This is a genomic window from Chryseobacterium sp. JV274, assembly GCF_903969135.1.
Classification (GTDB): Bacteria; Bacteroidota; Bacteroidia; order Flavobacteriales; family Weeksellaceae; genus Chryseobacterium.
This window is the reverse complement of sequence record NZ_LR824569.1, coordinates 3,150,285-3,167,869: the sequence shown is the minus strand read 5'-3', so window position 1 is coordinate 3,167,869 and position 17,585 is coordinate 3,150,285. Positions and strand designations below refer to the sequence as shown.

18 protein-coding genes are annotated in these 17,585 nt (G+C 35.8%); 5 read left to right on the top strand and 13 right to left on the bottom strand.

Annotated features, from left to right (window positions below):
* The first annotated feature begins 49 nt into the window (after positions 1-49).
* From CHRYMOREF3P_RS14675 to CHRYMOREF3P_RS14660, 4 genes are all read left to right on the top strand, one after another.
* The gene (locus tag CHRYMOREF3P_RS14675) at positions 50-817 is read left to right on the top strand and encodes a rhomboid family intramembrane serine protease (RefSeq protein ID WP_077413354.1); all 768 of its coding nucleotides are present in this window, start codon (positions 50-52) and stop codon (positions 815-817) included.
* Between the two features lie 34 nt (positions 818-851).
* Positions 852-1,961 (top strand): DNA-processing protein DprA, encoded by a 1,110-nt coding sequence (dprA, locus tag CHRYMOREF3P_RS14670; RefSeq protein ID WP_077413353.1) that lies wholly within the window; start codon positions 852-854, stop codon positions 1,959-1,961.
* A 190-nt stretch (positions 1,962-2,151) separates the two neighbouring features.
* A complete protein-coding gene (gene gdhA / locus CHRYMOREF3P_RS14665) occupies positions 2,152-3,510 on the top strand; it encodes an NADP-specific glutamate dehydrogenase (RefSeq protein WP_047376148.1) in 1,359 nt (452 codons plus the stop codon).
* 130 nt (positions 3,511-3,640) lie between these two features.
* Positions 3,641-4,009, top strand: a complete 369-nt coding sequence (locus CHRYMOREF3P_RS14660; protein ID WP_180564928.1) for an iron chaperone — start codon at positions 3,641-3,643, stop codon at positions 4,007-4,009.
* A 44-nt stretch (positions 4,010-4,053) separates the two neighbouring features.
* On the opposite strand, the gene CHRYMOREF3P_RS14655 is transcribed toward CHRYMOREF3P_RS14660, so the two are convergent.
* The 4 genes from CHRYMOREF3P_RS14655 to CHRYMOREF3P_RS14640 form a co-directional block, all read right to left on the bottom strand.
* Positions 4,054-4,356, bottom strand: a complete 303-nt coding sequence (locus tag CHRYMOREF3P_RS14655) for a hypothetical protein (protein WP_077413351.1) — start codon at positions 4,354-4,356, stop codon at positions 4,054-4,056.
* A 230-nt stretch (positions 4,357-4,586) separates the two neighbouring features.
* Complete coding sequence (locus CHRYMOREF3P_RS14650; RefSeq protein ID WP_180564927.1) at positions 4,587-5,075, bottom strand: YkgJ family cysteine cluster protein; 489 nt, start codon at positions 5,073-5,075, stop codon at positions 4,587-4,589.
* The gene (locus CHRYMOREF3P_RS14645) at positions 5,076-6,047 is read right to left on the bottom strand and encodes an ion channel (RefSeq protein ID WP_180564926.1); all 972 of its coding nucleotides are present in this window, start codon (positions 6,045-6,047) and stop codon (positions 5,076-5,078) included.
* A 260-nt stretch (positions 6,048-6,307) separates the two neighbouring features.
* Positions 6,308-7,297 carry a hypothetical protein gene (locus CHRYMOREF3P_RS14640; protein WP_077413348.1) on the bottom strand — a complete coding sequence of 330 codons (990 nt, stop codon included), beginning with the start codon at positions 7,295-7,297 and terminating at the stop codon, positions 6,308-6,310.
* A 201-nt stretch (positions 7,298-7,498) separates the two neighbouring features.
* On the opposite strand from CHRYMOREF3P_RS14640, the gene CHRYMOREF3P_RS14635 reads away from it, so the two are divergent.
* Positions 7,499-7,879: a group III truncated hemoglobin gene (locus CHRYMOREF3P_RS14635; protein WP_180564925.1), complete on the top strand. Its 381-nt coding sequence runs from the start codon at positions 7,499-7,501 to the stop codon at positions 7,877-7,879.
* 75 nt (positions 7,880-7,954) lie between these two features.
* On the opposite strand, the gene CHRYMOREF3P_RS14630 is transcribed toward CHRYMOREF3P_RS14635, so the two are convergent.
* The 9 genes from CHRYMOREF3P_RS14630 to hflX all read right to left on the bottom strand — a co-directional run bounded on the left by CHRYMOREF3P_RS14630 (position 7,955) and on the right by hflX (position 17,430).
* Positions 7,955-9,025 (bottom strand): calcium:proton antiporter, encoded by a 1,071-nt coding sequence (locus CHRYMOREF3P_RS14630; RefSeq protein WP_077413346.1) that lies wholly within the window; start codon positions 9,023-9,025, stop codon positions 7,955-7,957.
* A 65-nt stretch (positions 9,026-9,090) separates the two neighbouring features.
* Positions 9,091-9,429, bottom strand: coding sequence for a DUF6122 family protein (locus tag CHRYMOREF3P_RS14625; protein ID WP_180564924.1), 339 nt, complete (start codon positions 9,427-9,429; stop codon positions 9,091-9,093).
* A 28-nt stretch (positions 9,430-9,457) separates the two neighbouring features.
* Complete coding sequence (locus CHRYMOREF3P_RS14620; RefSeq protein ID WP_180564923.1) at positions 9,458-10,696, bottom strand: hypothetical protein; 1,239 nt, start codon at positions 10,694-10,696, stop codon at positions 9,458-9,460.
* On the bottom strand, positions 10,697-12,709 hold the full coding sequence (locus tag CHRYMOREF3P_RS14615; protein WP_077413343.1) for a hypothetical protein: 2,013 nt from the start codon (positions 12,707-12,709) through the stop codon (positions 10,697-10,699).
* Between the two features lie 17 nt (positions 12,710-12,726).
* Positions 12,727-13,395: a hypothetical protein gene (locus CHRYMOREF3P_RS14610; protein WP_077413342.1), complete on the bottom strand. Its 669-nt coding sequence runs from the start codon at positions 13,393-13,395 to the stop codon at positions 12,727-12,729.
* 135 nt (positions 13,396-13,530) lie between these two features.
* Complete coding sequence (locus CHRYMOREF3P_RS14605; RefSeq protein ID WP_180564922.1) at positions 13,531-14,247, bottom strand: DNA alkylation repair protein; 717 nt, start codon at positions 14,245-14,247, stop codon at positions 13,531-13,533.
* 13 nt (positions 14,248-14,260) lie between these two features.
* Complete coding sequence (locus CHRYMOREF3P_RS14600) at positions 14,261-15,547, bottom strand: cation:proton antiporter (protein ID WP_180564921.1); 1,287 nt, start codon at positions 15,545-15,547, stop codon at positions 14,261-14,263.
* Positions 15,548-15,568: 21 nt separating this feature from the next.
* On the bottom strand, positions 15,569-16,204 hold the full coding sequence (locus CHRYMOREF3P_RS14595; protein WP_077413339.1) for a DUF4919 domain-containing protein: 636 nt from the start codon (positions 16,202-16,204) through the stop codon (positions 15,569-15,571).
* Positions 16,204-17,430: a GTPase HflX gene (gene hflX / locus CHRYMOREF3P_RS14590; RefSeq protein WP_077413338.1), complete on the bottom strand. Its 1,227-nt coding sequence runs from the start codon at positions 17,428-17,430 to the stop codon at positions 16,204-16,206. The genes CHRYMOREF3P_RS14595 and hflX overlap by 1 nt, the downstream gene beginning before the upstream one ends.
* Positions 17,431-17,585 lie beyond the last annotated feature (155 nt).

Here is a 17,585-nt window from a genome sequence, read left to right as displayed (position 1 = left end):
CAAATTTTCCGAAATTTATGATTGGCTTTTGATTTGACGTAAAATCCTCATGTTTAAAAATGCAATTTCCAAAAGAGCGATTATCTACCCATTGCTGATGCTTTCTGCGATGTGGTTTGGGTATTTTTTACAAATGCAGGGCTTTTTTCAAAGCTGTTTTGGAGCGATTATACCGCTTTTGCCTGAAGGGCTGCTGGGTATAGTTACTTCTCCTCTTTTGCATGGAAACATCGATCATATTATAGGAAATTCTATTCCGATAGCCGCACTTATGTTTTTGCTCTATCAGTTTTACCCAATCGTAGCAAATAAAGTTTTTATTATCGGCTGGCTGGCAACAGGGCTTTTAGTATGGCTTCTTCCTCCTATTGACATTTTCTCTGGCGAATATATGTACACCTGTACCATCGGAGCCAGTGGTGTAGTCTATGTTCTTGCCTTCTTCCTTTTTTTCAGCGGGGTATTTAAATGGAATACAAAACTTCTTACCATTTCAATGCTTGTTGTACTTTATTATGGAAGTTTAATCTGGGGAATGCTGCCTGAAGAGCTGTTTTATAACATGCAGGAACCGAGTAAAATTTCATGGCAGGCCCATCTTTCCGGAGCAGTAGTCGGAAGTATTATTGCATTTGCTTTCAAAAATGTTGGGGAAAAGAAGAAGAAGTTCATTTGGGAATTTCCGAATTATTATAGCGAAAAGGATGATAAATTGTGGCAGGAATACAAGGAAAACCATCCGGAAGATTTTATGGAGCTTCCATATAAAAAAAGAGATGATATCTGGGATCATTTGGATGAATTAAGGAAAAAATAAAAACTTAATTTCACTACATTTGAAAAAAACACACATGATTTCCGAAGAATACTTTTATGCAATCGCCCTTCGCGAATGCAGCCAGATAGGTGATATTCATTTTCATAAACTTGTCCATACTTTTGGAAGTGCTCAGGAAGCATGGAAAAGAGCAAAGAAAGAATATAAAAAACTGGAAGGCATAGGACAAAAAACAGTTTCAGATATTGGGAATAACAACCATTTGGAATTCGCAGAAGAAGAAATAAATTTTTGCGAAAAGAATAATATTCAGATCAGGCTGAAGCATCTTCGTGAAACTCCTTTACTGCTTAATGAATGTAATGATGCACCGGCTATTCTTTATCAGAAAGGAAAGATTGATGATACACTGTCAAAAGTAAGTATTGTAGGAACCCGGAATATGACTGGCTATGGTCAAAAATTTATTGAAGATTTTTTTGAAGCAACCCAATCTTCAAGATATACATCAGTAAGCGGTCTCGCTCTTGGAGTTGACAAAGAGGTTCATGAACAGTCTATTCTTCATCGAAAACCCACTGTAGCAGTTCTTGCACATGGTTTCCAATATTTATATCCATCAAAAAACAGAAAACTTTCAGAGAAAATTTTGGAGGAAGGAGGTACATTAATCACAGAGTTCAGCTCTTCCCAAAAACCAGACCGTGAAAACTTCATCCAGAGGAATAGAATTGTAGCAGGAATGTCTCCCGCAACCATTGTGGTGGAAACTGGTTTTGGAGGAGGATCTGTAAGCACTGCTGCTTTTGCCAATGATTATAACCGTGATGTCTTTGCCCTTCCCGGAAAAATTACAGACCTCTGCAGCCAGGGATGTAATCAGCTGATTTTCCATAATAAAGCAACAGCCATTTCTACTATAAAAGATCTTATAAGCATGCTTGGGTTTAATGGTCCCAAAGAAAAAATCGAAGAGTTATTTCCTTATAGTGAGACCACAATACAATTGTCTGACAATCAATATTTAATATATCAATCTATTAAAGACCAACCACAGATTTCTCTGGATGATCTGTCACAGAAAATTAATATTCCTCCCTACAAAATTTTACCAATAATTTTGGAATTGGAACTTTTAGGGAAAGTAAAATCATTTTCCGGGAGGCAATTCATCGCAATTTAAGATTTAATGATTTCTTAATATTGCATTATTTCACACATAACATTTCATTTTTAATAAAATTTGAACATAAATTATCAATTTAATAATATTACGAAACATTATTATTTAATTTTTAACAATGTTGAAATACAGTGTTGTGAATCTTGAAAAAAAAATTAAATTTGTTGACAATAATATTCAACCTTAATATATGGAACAATATAATATTGACCAGAAAATCCAAGAGTTTATTGCAAAAATTGAAGCAAAAAATCCTAACGAACCGGAATTCTTACAAGCTGTAAAAGAAGTTGCCGTAACTGTAATTCCATTCATTGCTACTAAAAAAGAATATACCGGAATGAAGCTGCTTGAAAGAATGGCTGAAGCTGAAAGAATTATTATTTTCAGAGTTCCATGGGTTGATGACAAAGGAGAAATTCAGGTTAACAGAGGTTTCAGAATTCAAATGAACTCTGCTATTGGACCATACAAAGGAGGAATTCGTTTCCACCCTACTGTAAACTTATCAGTTCTTAAGTTCTTAGCTTTCGAACAAGTATTCAAAAACTCTTTAACAACTCTTCCAATGGGAGGTGGTAAAGGAGGTTCAGATTTCGATCCACAAGGAAAATCTGATATGGAAGTAATGCGTTTCTGCCAGGCTTTCATGACAGAATTGTGCAAACACATCGGTCCTGAAACAGACGTACCTGCAGGAGATATCGGTGTTGGAGCAAGAGAAATCGGATATTTATTCGGACAGTACAAGAAAATCAGAAACGAGTTTACAGGAGTTCTTACAGGAAAAGGTCTTGCTTACGGAGGTTCATTGATTCGTCCTGAAGCTACAGGATACGGTGTAGTATACTTCGCTGAGCAGATGCTTAAGACTATCGGACAGGATTTCCAGGGTAAAACAGTAACAGTATCAGGTTTCGGAAACGTAGCTTGGGGAGTGATCAAAAAAGCAACTGAACTAGGCGCTAAAGTAGTAACAATCTCTGGACCAGATGGGTACATCTATGATAAAGACGGTATCAGTGGAGAAAAGATTGATTATTTATTAGAGCTTAGATCTTCAGGGAACAACAGAGCTGAAGATTATGCTAAAAAATATCCTTCTGCTGAATTCCATGCTGGAAAACGTCCTTGGGATGTGAAGTGTGATGTTGCTTTCCCTTCTGCAACTCAAAACGAATTAGATTTAGATGATGCAAGAAAATTAGTTGAAAACGGATGTGTTTGTGTAACTGAAGCAGCTAACATGCCTTCTACACTAGACGCCATCAACTATTTCTTAGATAATAAAGTATTATTCTCTCCTGGTAAAGCTTCCAATGCTGGAGGTGTTGCTACATCAGGATTAGAAATGACTCAGAACTCTATCCGTCTTAACTGGACTTCTGAAGAAGTTGATGCAAGATTAAAGGAAATTATGATTGGTATCCATAAAGCTTGTAGAGACTACGGAAAAGATGAAGACGGTTATGTAAACTACGTGAAAGGTGCAAATATTGCCGGCTTCGTAAAGGTAGCAGAAGCAATGTTGGCTCAAGGAGTTGTGTAACAGAAAAACAAAGGTTGGGAAAAATTCCCGACCTTTTTTGATATAGCCTGTTCCCGGGATAATGGGAAAAAAGTAAAAAGTGAAAGGAGAAAGCGCTGCTATATGCAGTGCTTTTTTTTATTTTTATATCATGAAAAACGCTTTTAAAAATATTGATGAATACATTCTTCTGTTCCCCATAGAAGTACAGGAAAAACTGCTTGAACTACAACAAGCCATCCATTCACTGGTTCCTGGTCTGGAAGAGTATATTGGATATCAGATGCCTGCTTTCAGGTACAAAGGAAAACCTTTGATTTATTTTGCGGGATATAAAAAGCATATCGGATTCTATCCAGGCGCTGAAGGTATCCATAATTTTGAGACAGATTTTAAAGAGAGAAAATATAAATTCTCTAAAGGAGCTGTGCAGTTTCCAATTCATGAAGATCTTCCGCTGGATCTGATTACTAAGATTCTTCTATTCAGGGTAGAGGAAATTGATCAAAAAAAATCCTGAAATACAAGATTTCAGGATTCCGACTAGTGTTTGCTAAAGTACTTTTACTTTTTCTTCTTTTTGTCTTTCTTTTCTTCCTTAGGTGCATCTGCAGGTTTCGTTGCATCTGTAGGTGTTGTACTTACAGTTGGGTCAGTTGCAGGAGCAGTTTCCATTGTAGTTGCAGGTGTCTTTTCCTGTTGAGTCTTTGGATCCGAAGGACTTGTAGTCTGTGTATTCGGTTGTTGGGTTTGAGTTGTCGTTGGATTATTAGTAGAAGTATCCGCCGGCTTTTGTGGTGTTGATTGTGCTGATACTGCGATTACTCCGACTAATGTAAACGCTGCCGTTAAAAATAACTTTTTCATAATGTAATATTTAAATGATTGTTTAACTTAAACGAAGCATCATTTATAAAATTATATGTAATAAGCTTATTTAACGTACTTTATAATTATTTAAGAGGAATTTGCAAAAATAATTATAATAATTTGGCTGGAGGATCGAAGCTTGAAGCTTGAAGTTTATCGCAGTTGAAACATCAATTCTTTGGTGTAACAGCTTCCCTCTCCCATCATCCTGCTTCCATCCTTGAAATCTACTTCGTTATATTCTTCATCATTTTTTCTACAAATTCAAACGCGGCCGGGCAGATAACCGTATTTTTCAGCATCAGATTATTAATCTGGTAGATCTTCTTACGGTCTGTATGCGGATATTCGCGGCATGCTTTAGGTCTTACTTCGTAAATAGAACAGGTATTATCATTGTTCAGGAAATGGCAGGGAAGATTCTGCAATACCTTATCATTATCTTCATCCACTCTTAAGAACTTAGATTCAAAATCAGCAGACTTCATACGAAGATGTTTGGAAATACGCTCTATATCCTTTTCCGTGTACAAAGGGCCGGTTGTTTTGCAGCAATTGGCACATTCTAAACAATCTATTTCATCAAAAACTTCATCATGGGTCTCCTGTACAATATAATCGAGATTTTTGGGCGGTTTCTTCTTTAATCCGTCCAGAAATTTCTTGTGTTCTTTCTGCTTTTGTATCGCTTGTTTTTTATAAAAATCTAAATTCATTTATTCATTATTTCTTACAAAATCCGGAAGATCCTCTTTCTTATACTCATTTATTTTATCAAGATCAAGAACCGTCGTAAGGCTTTCTTTGCTTGGATAATACATCGGAACAAATTTAGCCCCGTAAACAATTTCCCCGGTAGTATATGAAGATCTCTGCACTACGGTGTTTGAAAACACTTCATCAAATGCACGTACCTGTACAATAAGTTCAATATCCGTATTTTTAAAATCATCTTCAGAAAAGCCGTAAAACGGAGAGTTTTCATCAATTTTATGTACCACAGTCCAGTTGAGAGCTAAAGTATTAATCTTATTTAACTGTGTATCAAGTCTGTAAAAATTACTTTTAGCAACTCCATTTTCTATGACTTCAATAGCTGCAGAAAGAATCACATCTGCATCTGTCAGCGCATTGTTTTTATAAGGAGCCAGCCTGAACATCAGTGCCGAAGATTCCTGAAAAGGAGCAATCACAGCTATATCAGAAAACCTGAGATATGCTCTTGGTCTTGAAAATCTTCCGTAAAAAAGCCCTGTTGCAATAGCAAAGGTAAGCAATCCCAAAAAAGCCTCAAAAGTAGCCACAAGGCTGGCCAAAAATCCCACCGGAGCAATTCTTCCATATCCAACTGTTGTGAAGGTCTGGGAACTGAAGAAAAAAACGTCGATAAATTCATTCAGCGGATCACTTTTATCAATTCCTGTAAGATGTTCCACACCAATCAGGTAATAGATCATTGCAAAAAGAAGATTGATAAGAATATAAGCAATAACCAAATAGGAAATAAAGCGGAATGATGAAAGATTCAGCATGGTATGATACCAGCTTAGCCTGTTGAAGACATTCACGCCTCTTCTCTGAACATTCGGGAGGCCGTCTTTATTGATAAATCTTCCGGATGCATTGGTTCCAAAACCACTGTTCTCCGCATTTTTCTGACGGATCTTTTTTCTGAATCCTCCTGTCATTTTTTAATCATTTTGATTGTGTTATATAATGATTTCTCTCTGCAAATAAGCCGGTTGATGATCAGCTCTTCCCTTTTGTTTTTATAATATTTAAAAAAGCAAAGTTATGTTTTTTAGTCATCATTTCTTTAACATTCATCATTCAGATAACAGATTATTTTTCCACAGGCTTTTATGATGTTTGTATTCAAAATAACACACACAAAAACAGCAGAAAGCTTTGAATTTCTGCTGTTTATATTATATTGATCAAAGTGGCTTTATATAGTTTGTGCAGGTGATTCCAGGACCGTAACGCTTACATTGCTGACCGATTTCACAGTCCCTGACTCTCCATGTATATTAGAAAGAAAATTAGGGAAGTTTTCAATAGGAAAAGCCCAATAATAATGGCCATTGACTGGAGAAGGAAAGTTAGCCTGCAATCTTCCATTCAATTTCATGGGAACAAAGTATTCTACAGAAGATCCTTTTAGCTTCGTGAGGATAGAAATGGTCTTTTTAGAGTGTGCCGGGACAATAGCCTTGTAAGTACTGGTTTCTGTAATTTCTTCAGAATTTTCTGTGCCTTCCGTTGTATCTCCTCCTACAACAACTTTAGTGCTTGCTGAAGCTTTTGCAACCAACGGAATATCAACAGATACAGATGCAGCTACTTCAAATGATCCTGAAACAGTACGTTTCCAGGAGGTAGAATATCCCTTTTTGTAAGAATAGGATACCGTAATTTCGCTTTCACGATCTCCATTATTAATAGCTTCCGTAGTATAAGCATTATCCGGCAAATCTATTCCGTCGGTTTTTATCGTTACCTCAGGAGTTCCTAAAACAATGGAAACATTAGGATTAGGAGCTGTATTCCGGGTATCTCCATCTACAGAAAGATCAGGATTAAAGATAATTCCATCCGGGATCTGGCCAGCGTAAGCAAAAACATTTTTCAACCTTGTTCTTTCTCCGGAAAAACCGATATCATATCCCATATCTTTCAAATGGTTAGGCTTGAAAGGGATTTCACGCTCTTCATTAGCCGGACTGTTTACACTCAGACTGTTATTATCTGACAATTTAAACTCATCTACAATTTTCCAGCCTTTCTGCAGCATCTCAGCCTCTGTCAACTGTACTTTCTTTACATCAGCAGAATTCACCTTTTCTGAATCATCATTAATAGTATTCACTTCATCTCTTGAACATGACACCGAAAGCATCAATAAGAGAAACCAAAAAGAATTGATTTTTTTAATCATTTTAATAATTTTTTTAGCATTTAATACTTAAATTTACAAAAAACAAGCTCTTTTAATCTGTTTTTTTGCGAATTAATCAAATTTTAATTTTTCCCAATTTCCCATCTGATTATCCTGTATTTTACTCTAAAATGCTGTTTATATGAAATTTATCAATTTAGAGGCTGTAATTTTTTATATGATTTACACTAACTTTGGGCTATGAAAAAGCTTGAATCACGAGAAGATATTGAAGACCTAGTCAATAAATTTTACAGCAAAGTCGTTAAAGATGAAACCATAAGCTTTTTCTTTAATGATATCGCTAAAGTAGATTGGGACAAACATCTTCCCAAGATGTATTCTTTTTGGGAGTCTATCCTTTTTGGACAAATGACGTATAAAGGAAATCCAATGGGTGTACATTTCCCTATCAATGAAATACAGGCAATGGAGCAGAAGCATTTTGACAGATGGCTTTTGCTTTGGCGTACGACTATTGAAGAAAATTTTGTTGGAGAAAACGCAGATATGGCAATCTACAAATCCGAAAACATAGCCAAACTCATGGCTTTTAAAATGGAGCTGGCGAGAAGGCTATAATGTGGTACAGGGGATCGGAAAGCGTGATATGAAGCACGAAACCCAAGATTTATTTCAAATAATAAATTTGCTTTTTTAAGGAACAATTACTGTAAAGATATAGGCTGCGAGATTCACCAGTAGAACAGTTCCGTACAGAACATTTGTTTTTCCACGGCTTAATGAAAGCATTACGATAAATACGGATAAAGAAAGCAGGATAATATCCTTTTTGTCTAAACCTAATACCAGTGGAATATCATACATGATACATACTGCAGAAACAGCAGGAATAGTCAGGCCGATACTTGCCAATGCAGAACCCAGCGCAAGATTCAAGCTGGATTGTATTTGATTGGCTCTTGCTGCTCTAATTGCGGCAACTCCTTCAGGAAGAAGTACAACGGCTGCAATAATGACTCCAACAAGGGATTTTGGTGCTCCAAGACTTTGTACCATCCCTTCTATTGTATCAGATAATCCTTTTGCCATGAGTACTACAATAACAAGGCAAACCACCAAAAAACCAAAACTGATAAGCGTTTTTGTCAGTGACGGAATATAATGTTCTTCCGGATGCTCATCAGGAACAATGAAATAGCTTCTGTGGCGCACAGTCTGCACCATCAGGAACACTCCGTAGATGACAAGACATGCAATAGATATAAAAATAAGCTGTGCTTCGTTATAGAAAGGTCCGTTGACACTTGAAGTAAAATTGGGAAGGACAAGGGTAAGTACCAGGATTGAAACAATACTTACCAGATAGGTAGTTGCTGAGGTTCTTGCAAAGAACTGCTCATGATATTTAACGCCGCCTACAAGAATACATATTCCCAGAATTCCGTTAAGAATAAGCATTACAGCGGCAAAAACCGTATCTCTGGCCAGCGTGATCGCCTGATCTCCGCCGGCCACCATCAGCGAGATGATAAGCGCGACTTCAATAATGGTGATACAAAGAGCCAGAATAATGGTTCCGAAAGGCTCCCCTACTTTATGAGCTACTACTTCAGCATGGTGTACTGCTGACAATACACTTCCGATCAGTAAAACACCCGCAAGAATATCATAAAGAACACCCGATCCCATCAGTCCGAAAAAGTAGTACCCTACCGCAAGGAGAGGAAAAATATAGGTATAATGTAAGAATTCTTTAGGTTTCATAAGTGACTACAAAATACAAAAAATCTATGAAATTTTCAATATCAAAAGAAAATATTAATAATATTTTAATAAGGCCAGAAGTTAAAGTCCTGATAATCTGTGAACATATGAAACAACAGCCCAATTCCTATAATTCTGATATTTCCTTTAAAAAACAGCAGCAAAAAATACACCGCAATGGCATAATATGAATGTAAGAAGTGAAAACCTATACTTTCCCGCGATGGATCAAAAATCGGATTGGCAAAAAGATGGTCCAAATCTACCAGCATGGTAGCCAAGAGAATAAAATAAGCCTTTTTCCAGTTTTTACGATAAAAAATCAAAGCAATAAAGATCGGAAAAACAAGATGCAAAAAATAATGAGTAAAGGTTTTAAGTAATGCGATATCTGATGGAGCCATTAATAGATAATTTTATTCGGTTTTATGCTTACCACCGTAAAATTAAGGGTAATTCTCCGTTTTTTGCTTTTATTTTCACCCAATAATCCTTTGACCTATTCCCATACAACACATAATCTATATCTGAAATGATTCTTTTTTCAGTATTACCAAGCGTTTTCAAAGAAGAATACAATAAAGCATTGTTTCTGATGAAAATATAATTTTCTTGTAAACGTGGTGATAATGTTATTGGTTTTCGGCTTGATTTTATGACAACATCATCATTATTTTGACTGATTTTATTGGGTTGGAAAGGAATTGCGGTAAATTGATTTTCACTGTTGACCCACTTTTTAGATTTGAAATACTTCCATGTTTTTTGGGGATCATCACTTTTAATATCAAGCGTATAATTCGGTTGGGTAATTTTTTGAAAGGTCTTTTTTTCAACTTCATTGAAATTGTCATCATACTCATAGCTGATAATTGTATCATTGACCTGTTCAAGATCCGCTATTGCTTTAAAGTAAATAGCCCGTGAGGAATCAGCGATACTTTTATTGAAGAAACGGCTAAAATTTCTGATGTTTACTTTGTCTAATTCTAACTCCAGAAAGTGATTCCCGTTCTGAAGTTTGGAGGCGACAGCGTTAAGAATTTCAGGATTTGAATTGTTTTTTATTTCAATTTCATTATCATGCAATTCAATAGAAAAGTTTTGAATTTTCTTTCCTGAGATGAAAGAAATGCTCCCGGCCGTATTATGGATAAACTGATCTGCATCCAAAACAGGATTTGAAGAAGTCTTAAGAATATTTTTCTGAATCTTTTCAAAAGCCAGATCCGAAGTCCCTGCAACACAATGGTCTCCATTGATCATAATAAATAGCTGATCCTTCTGAAAACGATTATTCCCTTTATCTACAAAGTTTTGTTTCTTTAAAAAGGTGATGAATTTTTGAGAATCTTTCAGTTCTAAAATACTGTACCATTCTGAGAACTTTGTGTCTTTAAGATGGAAGATCTGTAGAAAATCCGGAATTCTGATTCCTGAGTCTTTCAAAGAACCTGAACTCTTGCCCTTGGCTTTGCTTCCGGACCAATGGGAAGGATGCGTTGCCAGGCTGAAGAGGTATTGTCCCGTTACTTTCTTTATATCAATTAAAACTACGGCATCTGCATTTTCAGGAATATATCTGAGGTTCTTATTTTTATAAAAAACCACAAAATATACTGCAATAGCCAGCAATAAAACTAACGGGACAATAATCTTCTTTTTATTCATCTATAAAATTTGTGGTTTCTCTTCTGTTTCTTTTGTTTTAAAAACCTGATCGAATACATCAAAGAAATACATCAAGCTGTTTTCTGAAGAATCTTTAATATTATAATTCATTTCTGTCTGGATACTTTCTCCTTTCACTTCTGTCTTATAATACATTTCACCTACATTTTTTCTGATCGCGTCCAGCGCTTTTCTCTCTTTAGGACTTTTGAACTCTTTGTCTAAACCTGTCAAAAGTTTTTGGATATCCAATCTTCCTGATAATGGATATTTAGCCGAATCTTTCGCCCATTTTCTGGAAATATCAGACTGATTTACGGGTAAAATATTGTCCGCCGAGCTCATTAGATAAACAACACCATCTTTTACCGTGAAGAACAACTGATCTATATATCCTCCGTTCTTTTCTTCTTTAAAGGTGTAAAGATTTCCTTTTTTTGAGAATCTCTTAGCCAATTTTTTATTGGTAGTCATTACATCAAAAATACGGTTCCAATAGCCTTCATTCTCCGTTGCAAAAGCAAAAGTAAAGTTAGGAACAGCGATATCTTTAGTCTTCTTTACTTCTTTTTCGTTGAAATCAGCATCATATTCATAATCGGTGTACTCTACTTTTTTAGATTTCAGTTCATTCAAAACAAAGATTCCGTTTCCTGGTGCTATTTTGGTAATGGCCTCTTCATCCAGAACAATTTTCATCGTTTCCATAATCAGCTCCATTTCCTTTTTGTACTCGTTTTCTCCGGAATCCTGAAGCAGGCTGTACATCATATCAAAACATTTGGCTCCATTCACGTTCATAGCATAGTAACCAACACTTTTTTCATTGATCAATTCCAGTAGTTTTTTATTTTTCTTTCCTTTATAAATAGCAGAAATATTCTTTTGAATGTCAGCATTTTTGTGCTGATAATTATTAACGAGTCTTACCTTATCTTTATCAAAATACAGATTGTAAGAATAGTTGGAGTTATACATATTTTTAAAGAACTGCCCATAGCTGTAGAACTTCGTCATCTTGCCATAAATTCCTTCATTCACGATTCTTCCATAGTCTGTATAAACAAAAACATCAGAATTGGCATCTCTGAATGCCAGCATTTCTTTAGGAACTTCAATTTCCAGATTTGAGCTGAAGTATTGGTCAAAATGATCTTCAGCATTCTTTTTAATGACCTTAAAGTTTTCTCTGCGGATAGAATCCTGTTCTTTTTTGTAAGCAATATCCTCTTCTTCATCGTAAGCATAGGCATCAGCAGGCACTTCCCCTTCATTTTCAGTACTCTCCTTCTCTTCAGGATATTTATGGTGTTTCTGCAGGTATTTGATATCTTTCTGAATTCTTGCGATCTCGTTGTTGTTATCTTTAATACTTTCCTTCAGATACTTAATATCGTCTTTAAGGGTTTTAATTTCTTCTTTATAATCAAAAGGTTTTTCCGGCTCATCAGTATAAGCAGTATCTCCCGTTTCTGCGTAAACGCTGTCAACGGCAACAGCAGTGCTGTCTGTAACAGCTTCTTCTGACCAAAGATCTTTATAAGGTTTGGTATAGCTTATCATCCTAAGAACTGCACGGTTTCCGTTCCAGGCAACAAAAACATCATCATTGATGTCTACGTAAGAATAGTTCTTTTTATTAGAAACCTCCTGTCCTTTTTTCTTGACAGAATTAATAAATTCCTGAAATTTCTCCTTATTATCAATAATAAAATGAGTATTGTATGCCCTAATAGAATCATTAAAGCTTGCATAATGGTATTGAACAGCATCATATTTGATCCCGGTCTTGGAATAATCTGTCCACGAAAGGTTTTCTTTGTTCTTTTTGCTCAATTCGTGCAGCAAAGGATTCAGTTTATTCCAGTTGATTTTGTTGTTAAGCTCTTTCCCGTTGACTTCCATATAAAATACAGCATCAGTAGGGATTTTCATACTATTTTGGGCAAAAACCAGTGTAAAACCAAAGAGTACAAAAATAATTTTTTGTGTTTTTAATAAGATAGATTTCATGACTATAGTTTAGAAATTTATTGAAAAAGAATTGTGTTTTGTATTTGTTTTTTCTGAAGAATCAGATCCAGAATATCAGCTTCCAGTTTGAGTGCTTTTTTATTGGGAGAAAGCACATACGTATTATTCGTTTGTGATTTCACTGTACTTTCGAACTGCATAATGGAAGTATATCTGGCATTGTTAAAAACTTCCTTATCCGCCTTGCTCATTTTGTTGTAATCTTCTTTGAAGGTATTGACCTTATTTCTTGCGAATGTCTTTTTCTCAAGATTTTGACTGTACACTTGTGTTGGAACCATTTTACCCAATATATTCTGAGCTTTAAGTTTTTCCAGACCGGTATTAATGTTTTCAATCTTTTTGAAATTACAGCTCAGTTTGACAATATAATTATCAAAATCCATGGATGTTTTCACGTTGCTGATTCCGGGAGTTCCTTTAAAAATTTTTGCTGCTTCATTGATTTTATTTTCAATGTCAGTCTTTTTAGGAACCTTTTTCCCGTTAATGGTTTCCATTTTTGAGATGGATGCCAGTCTTGTCTTGCTTTTGCTGGCATTCAAAATAATTGTATACTCTCCCGTTCCATCAGCCTTGACATTTACTTTATCAAGAATATCGAAACAGCTTGTCAAGAGTAACAAAGGAATATATAGAAGAAATAATCTGAGAAAATTTTTCATGATTGGGTTTAAAGGCACAAAATTACTCAATTCTGACCTTAAATCCTTACAATCTTTAATTTTTTGAGCATAAATAGCTGTTTTCCGGTACTTTTTCAGGACAGGAAACTACACTACTATTGATTTTATTCTTTTTTAAATACGCCCTTTCAGATAATCCTGGCGAAGATCTTCATCCAGCTTTTCAATAGCATACCGAAGACAGGTTCTCGGCATTTCTCTGTAATACAAATTCAGATAGCTGATCAATTCTCCTTCATTCTTATTTCCCATTTCGCGTAACAGCCATCCGTTTGCTTTATGCATCAGATCGTGAGGATGCTTCAGGTTTCTGGTTACGAACTCCTTAGTAAGATCAAATGATCCTTTTTTTATATAATGCATCGTCCCGACAACAGCCACTCTTTTGCGCCACATTTCTTCAGATTCAGAAAGTTCCCTAAGAAGGCTTTCTTTCTGATTTTCAAAAGCATATCTGCCCAAAATCTTATAACAGCTTGAATCTACCAGATCCCAATTGTTGACATGAGAAAGATGATTAAGATAAAACGCAACCACTTCTTCTTTCACAGCTTTATCTTTTGTTTTTTCAAACTTTGAAATCAGCATAAAAAGCGCTGTCAGCCTATGTTCATGGTATTTGGAAGAAATTAATATACTGAGTTCTTCCAAATTTATTTTCGGATAATATTCTTTGGCAACAGAACGCTGATCCGGAACTTTTACGCCCAGAAATAAATCGCCTTCACCGTATTCTCCTTTTCCGGTTTTGAAAAACTTTGGAAAGAATTCTGCTTTTTCAGGAATGGATAGAACAGCCAGTGCTTCCTGTATTTCTTTAACAATGCTCATAGTATAAGCGTTTTTAAGCTTTTTCTTCTAAGGCAATATTCTCCTGCTCTTCCTCTTCTTTTGCAATCTTATTGGGGTTGGCTACCTTGGCAATGGTAAGCCCCTGAACGATGATCGAGAAGACTACTACACAGTACGTAATACTTAAAATAATCTCACTGTATTCACTTTTAGGAATAGACATTGCCAACGCAATGGAAACTCCACCCCTGATTCCTCCCCAAACCAGAACTTTTACGGTCTGCGGGCTGAAACTTCTTCTTAAAGAGGTAAACTTCGTAGGCCCCCAGATAGAAATAAATCTTGCAAGCAGCACTACGATAATTGCCAGGAATCCAGGAATCATAAAATGCTTCAGATCTTTTATCATCAAGAGTTCAAATCCGATGAACAGGAATAATACGGCATTCAGAATTTCATCAATCAGTTCCCAGAATTTGATCAGATAATCCTGAGTAACCGATTTCATTTTAAAACTTCTGTTGAAGTTCCCCATAAACAATCCAGCTGCCACCATAGTCAGCGGCCCTGAGATATGCATTTGTCTAGCAATAAGATAACCTCCCATCACTATAGAAAGCGTTACTAATACAGAAATAATATAATCATCCACTTCACGCATCAATCTTGAAGTAACCCATCCTAACAGAACCCCAAGTAAAAGCCCTCCTCCGGCTTCTTTAAGCAAAAGCAATCCGATAGTTTCAACACTCAGATCCACTTCTTTCCCGACTGCCAGCTGTAAAATCACTGTAAAGACCACAACCGCCATACCGTCATTGAAGAGAGACTCTCCGGCTACTTTTGTTTCCAGTGATTTTGAGACATTCGCCTGTTTCAGTACACTCAGAACCGCTACCGGATCGGTAGGTGAAATCAGAGCACCAAAAACAAGACAGTAGATAAAAGGAAGCTTAACACCTACATAAGGAAGCAGATAAAACATTCCAAATCCTACCACAAAGGTAGAAATCACAACTCCCACTGTGGAAAATATCACTACAGGTCTGAACTGTTCTTTCAGATCATTAATATTAATATGAATTCCTCCTGCAAAGAGTAGGAAATTAAGCATTGCTCCCATCAACACCTCTGTAAAGTCGATACCGTTCATAAGGTTGTGAAGATGTCCGAAAGTTCTCGGAAGTACTGTTTCTCCAAACATTACCAAAAAAATAGACACCACAATGGCGATCACCATAATTCCGATGGTACTTGGAAGTTTTAAAAACCTGTAATTGAGATATGCAAATATTGATGCTAATACGATTAATGCTGAAAATGAATAATATAATTCCACTAAGTGTTTTTTATTTTATGATTAATTGGTGAGTTCCAAATAGAGTATTTTTATATAGAGCTGCTGCCCTTCTTTTTCCCAAACATCAAACATGCCATCCTTAGCAGGTTTTGAGCTTCTTGTATAATCCTTTCCTATATTCAGAATATTCAGCAGAATATATTCATCTCCTACAGAATTGACGATATAGGCTGTTTTTTCCGATTTTCCGTCTCCTGAAACTTTTATTCCTTCCGTAAGCGAACGAAACTGATTCAGATGATGCATAAAATTGCTGCCATCCTTCACAGAATCATATGCTCTGAGAAGGATCAGCAAAACATCCAGGTTCGTAGGATCTTTATCATACAAGGCCTTTCCCTGCTTGATACAGTCTGCAAAATTGTTCTGCTTAAAGGCTTCAGCAAGATTTTTAAAGCTATCGTCTGACGTACTTACTTTATCTTTTCTGAAATTTCTTCCATAGTAAAGATATTGTGACTCTATGCTATCCAAAGATTTTGGATATCCTTTATATTTAAAAATAAGCTTCTCATAATTGTAAGGAGAATCAGAATTTTTAAGACTTTTCTCAACAGCTTTTAAATCAAGTTTTGATTTCTGGCTGAAACCAAAAACCGAAAACATGATGAATAAAAGGAAAAAGTGATATTTCATTAATTGTTGCTTTCTTCTTCCTCGTCGTTATCGAAATATTCGAAAAGGAAATCGTTGTAAGGAAATCTGGAAATATGGATTTTCATCACCTCATCGTAAATCATTTTCTTCATTTCCGGAAAGTTTTCCTTCGTTAAAGCAGAAATGAATACCGTTGGATATTTTGATTTCCCCATCCATGTTTTCTTCCACTCTTCCAGCGAAATATTTTTACGGGTTGAAGGGGTAAGATCGTCTTCATCCTTTTTCTCATAGCTGAAATCGTCAATCTTATTGAAAATCATAATCATTGGTTTCTGATGAGCATTGATTTCCATCAGAATATGATTTACAGATTCTATATGATCCTCAAAACTCTCGTGCGAAATATCCACTACATGAATCAAAAGATCAGCTTCACGAACCTCATCCAGAGTAGACTTGAATGATTCTACCAGCTGAGTAGGTAATTTTCTGATAAATCCTACCGTATCCGTAAGCAGGAATGGTAAGTTTCCGATCACCACTTTTCTTACTGTGGTATCCAGCGTGGCAAATAGTTTATTTTCTGCAAAAACCTCAGATTTTGAAATAGAATTCATCAAAGTAGATTTTCCAACGTTGGTATATCCTACCAAAGCTGCGCGAACTACTTTCCCACGGTTATTACGCTGAGTCGCCATCTGCTTGTCGATTGTCTTCAGCTTCTCCTTCAGTAAGGTTATCCTGTCACGGATAATACGACGGTCAGTCTCAATTTCCGTTTCTCCGGGACCTCTCATTCCAATTCCTCCTTTTTGACGCTCAAGGTGAGTCCACATTCTCGTCAATCGTGGCAAAAGATATTGATATTGTGCTAGTTCCACCTGAGTTCTCGCATAAGAAGTCTGAGCTCTCTGGGCAAAAATATCAAGAATAAGATTGGTACGGTCCAAAATCTTAACCTCCATGTCTCTTTCCAGATTTTTAAGCTGTGAAGGAGAAAGTTCGTCATCGAAAATTACAGTTCCTATCTCGTTTTCTTTTACATATTCTTTTATCTCAATTGCTTTTCCACTTCCGATAAAGGTTTTGGAATCCGGCTGAGTCAGTTTTTGGGTAAAACGCTTTTGTACGGTTGCTCCGGCTGTGAAAGCTAAAAACTCAAGTTCATCTAAATACTCTGTCAGTTTTTCTTCGTCTTGATTTTGAGTAATAACACCCACTAAGACCGCTTTCTCATAGTTATGTTCTTTCTTTTCTAACATTAAGTTCTATCTATGTTTATGATTTTTACAAGTTAATATTTTTCAGAAAAAAAACAAAATCAATTTTTATTTAATAACATATTTTAATATAAATTTAAGTTTGCCAGTAAAAGTTTTATAAAAAATCAATAACTTTATGTAATAATTTTCTGATT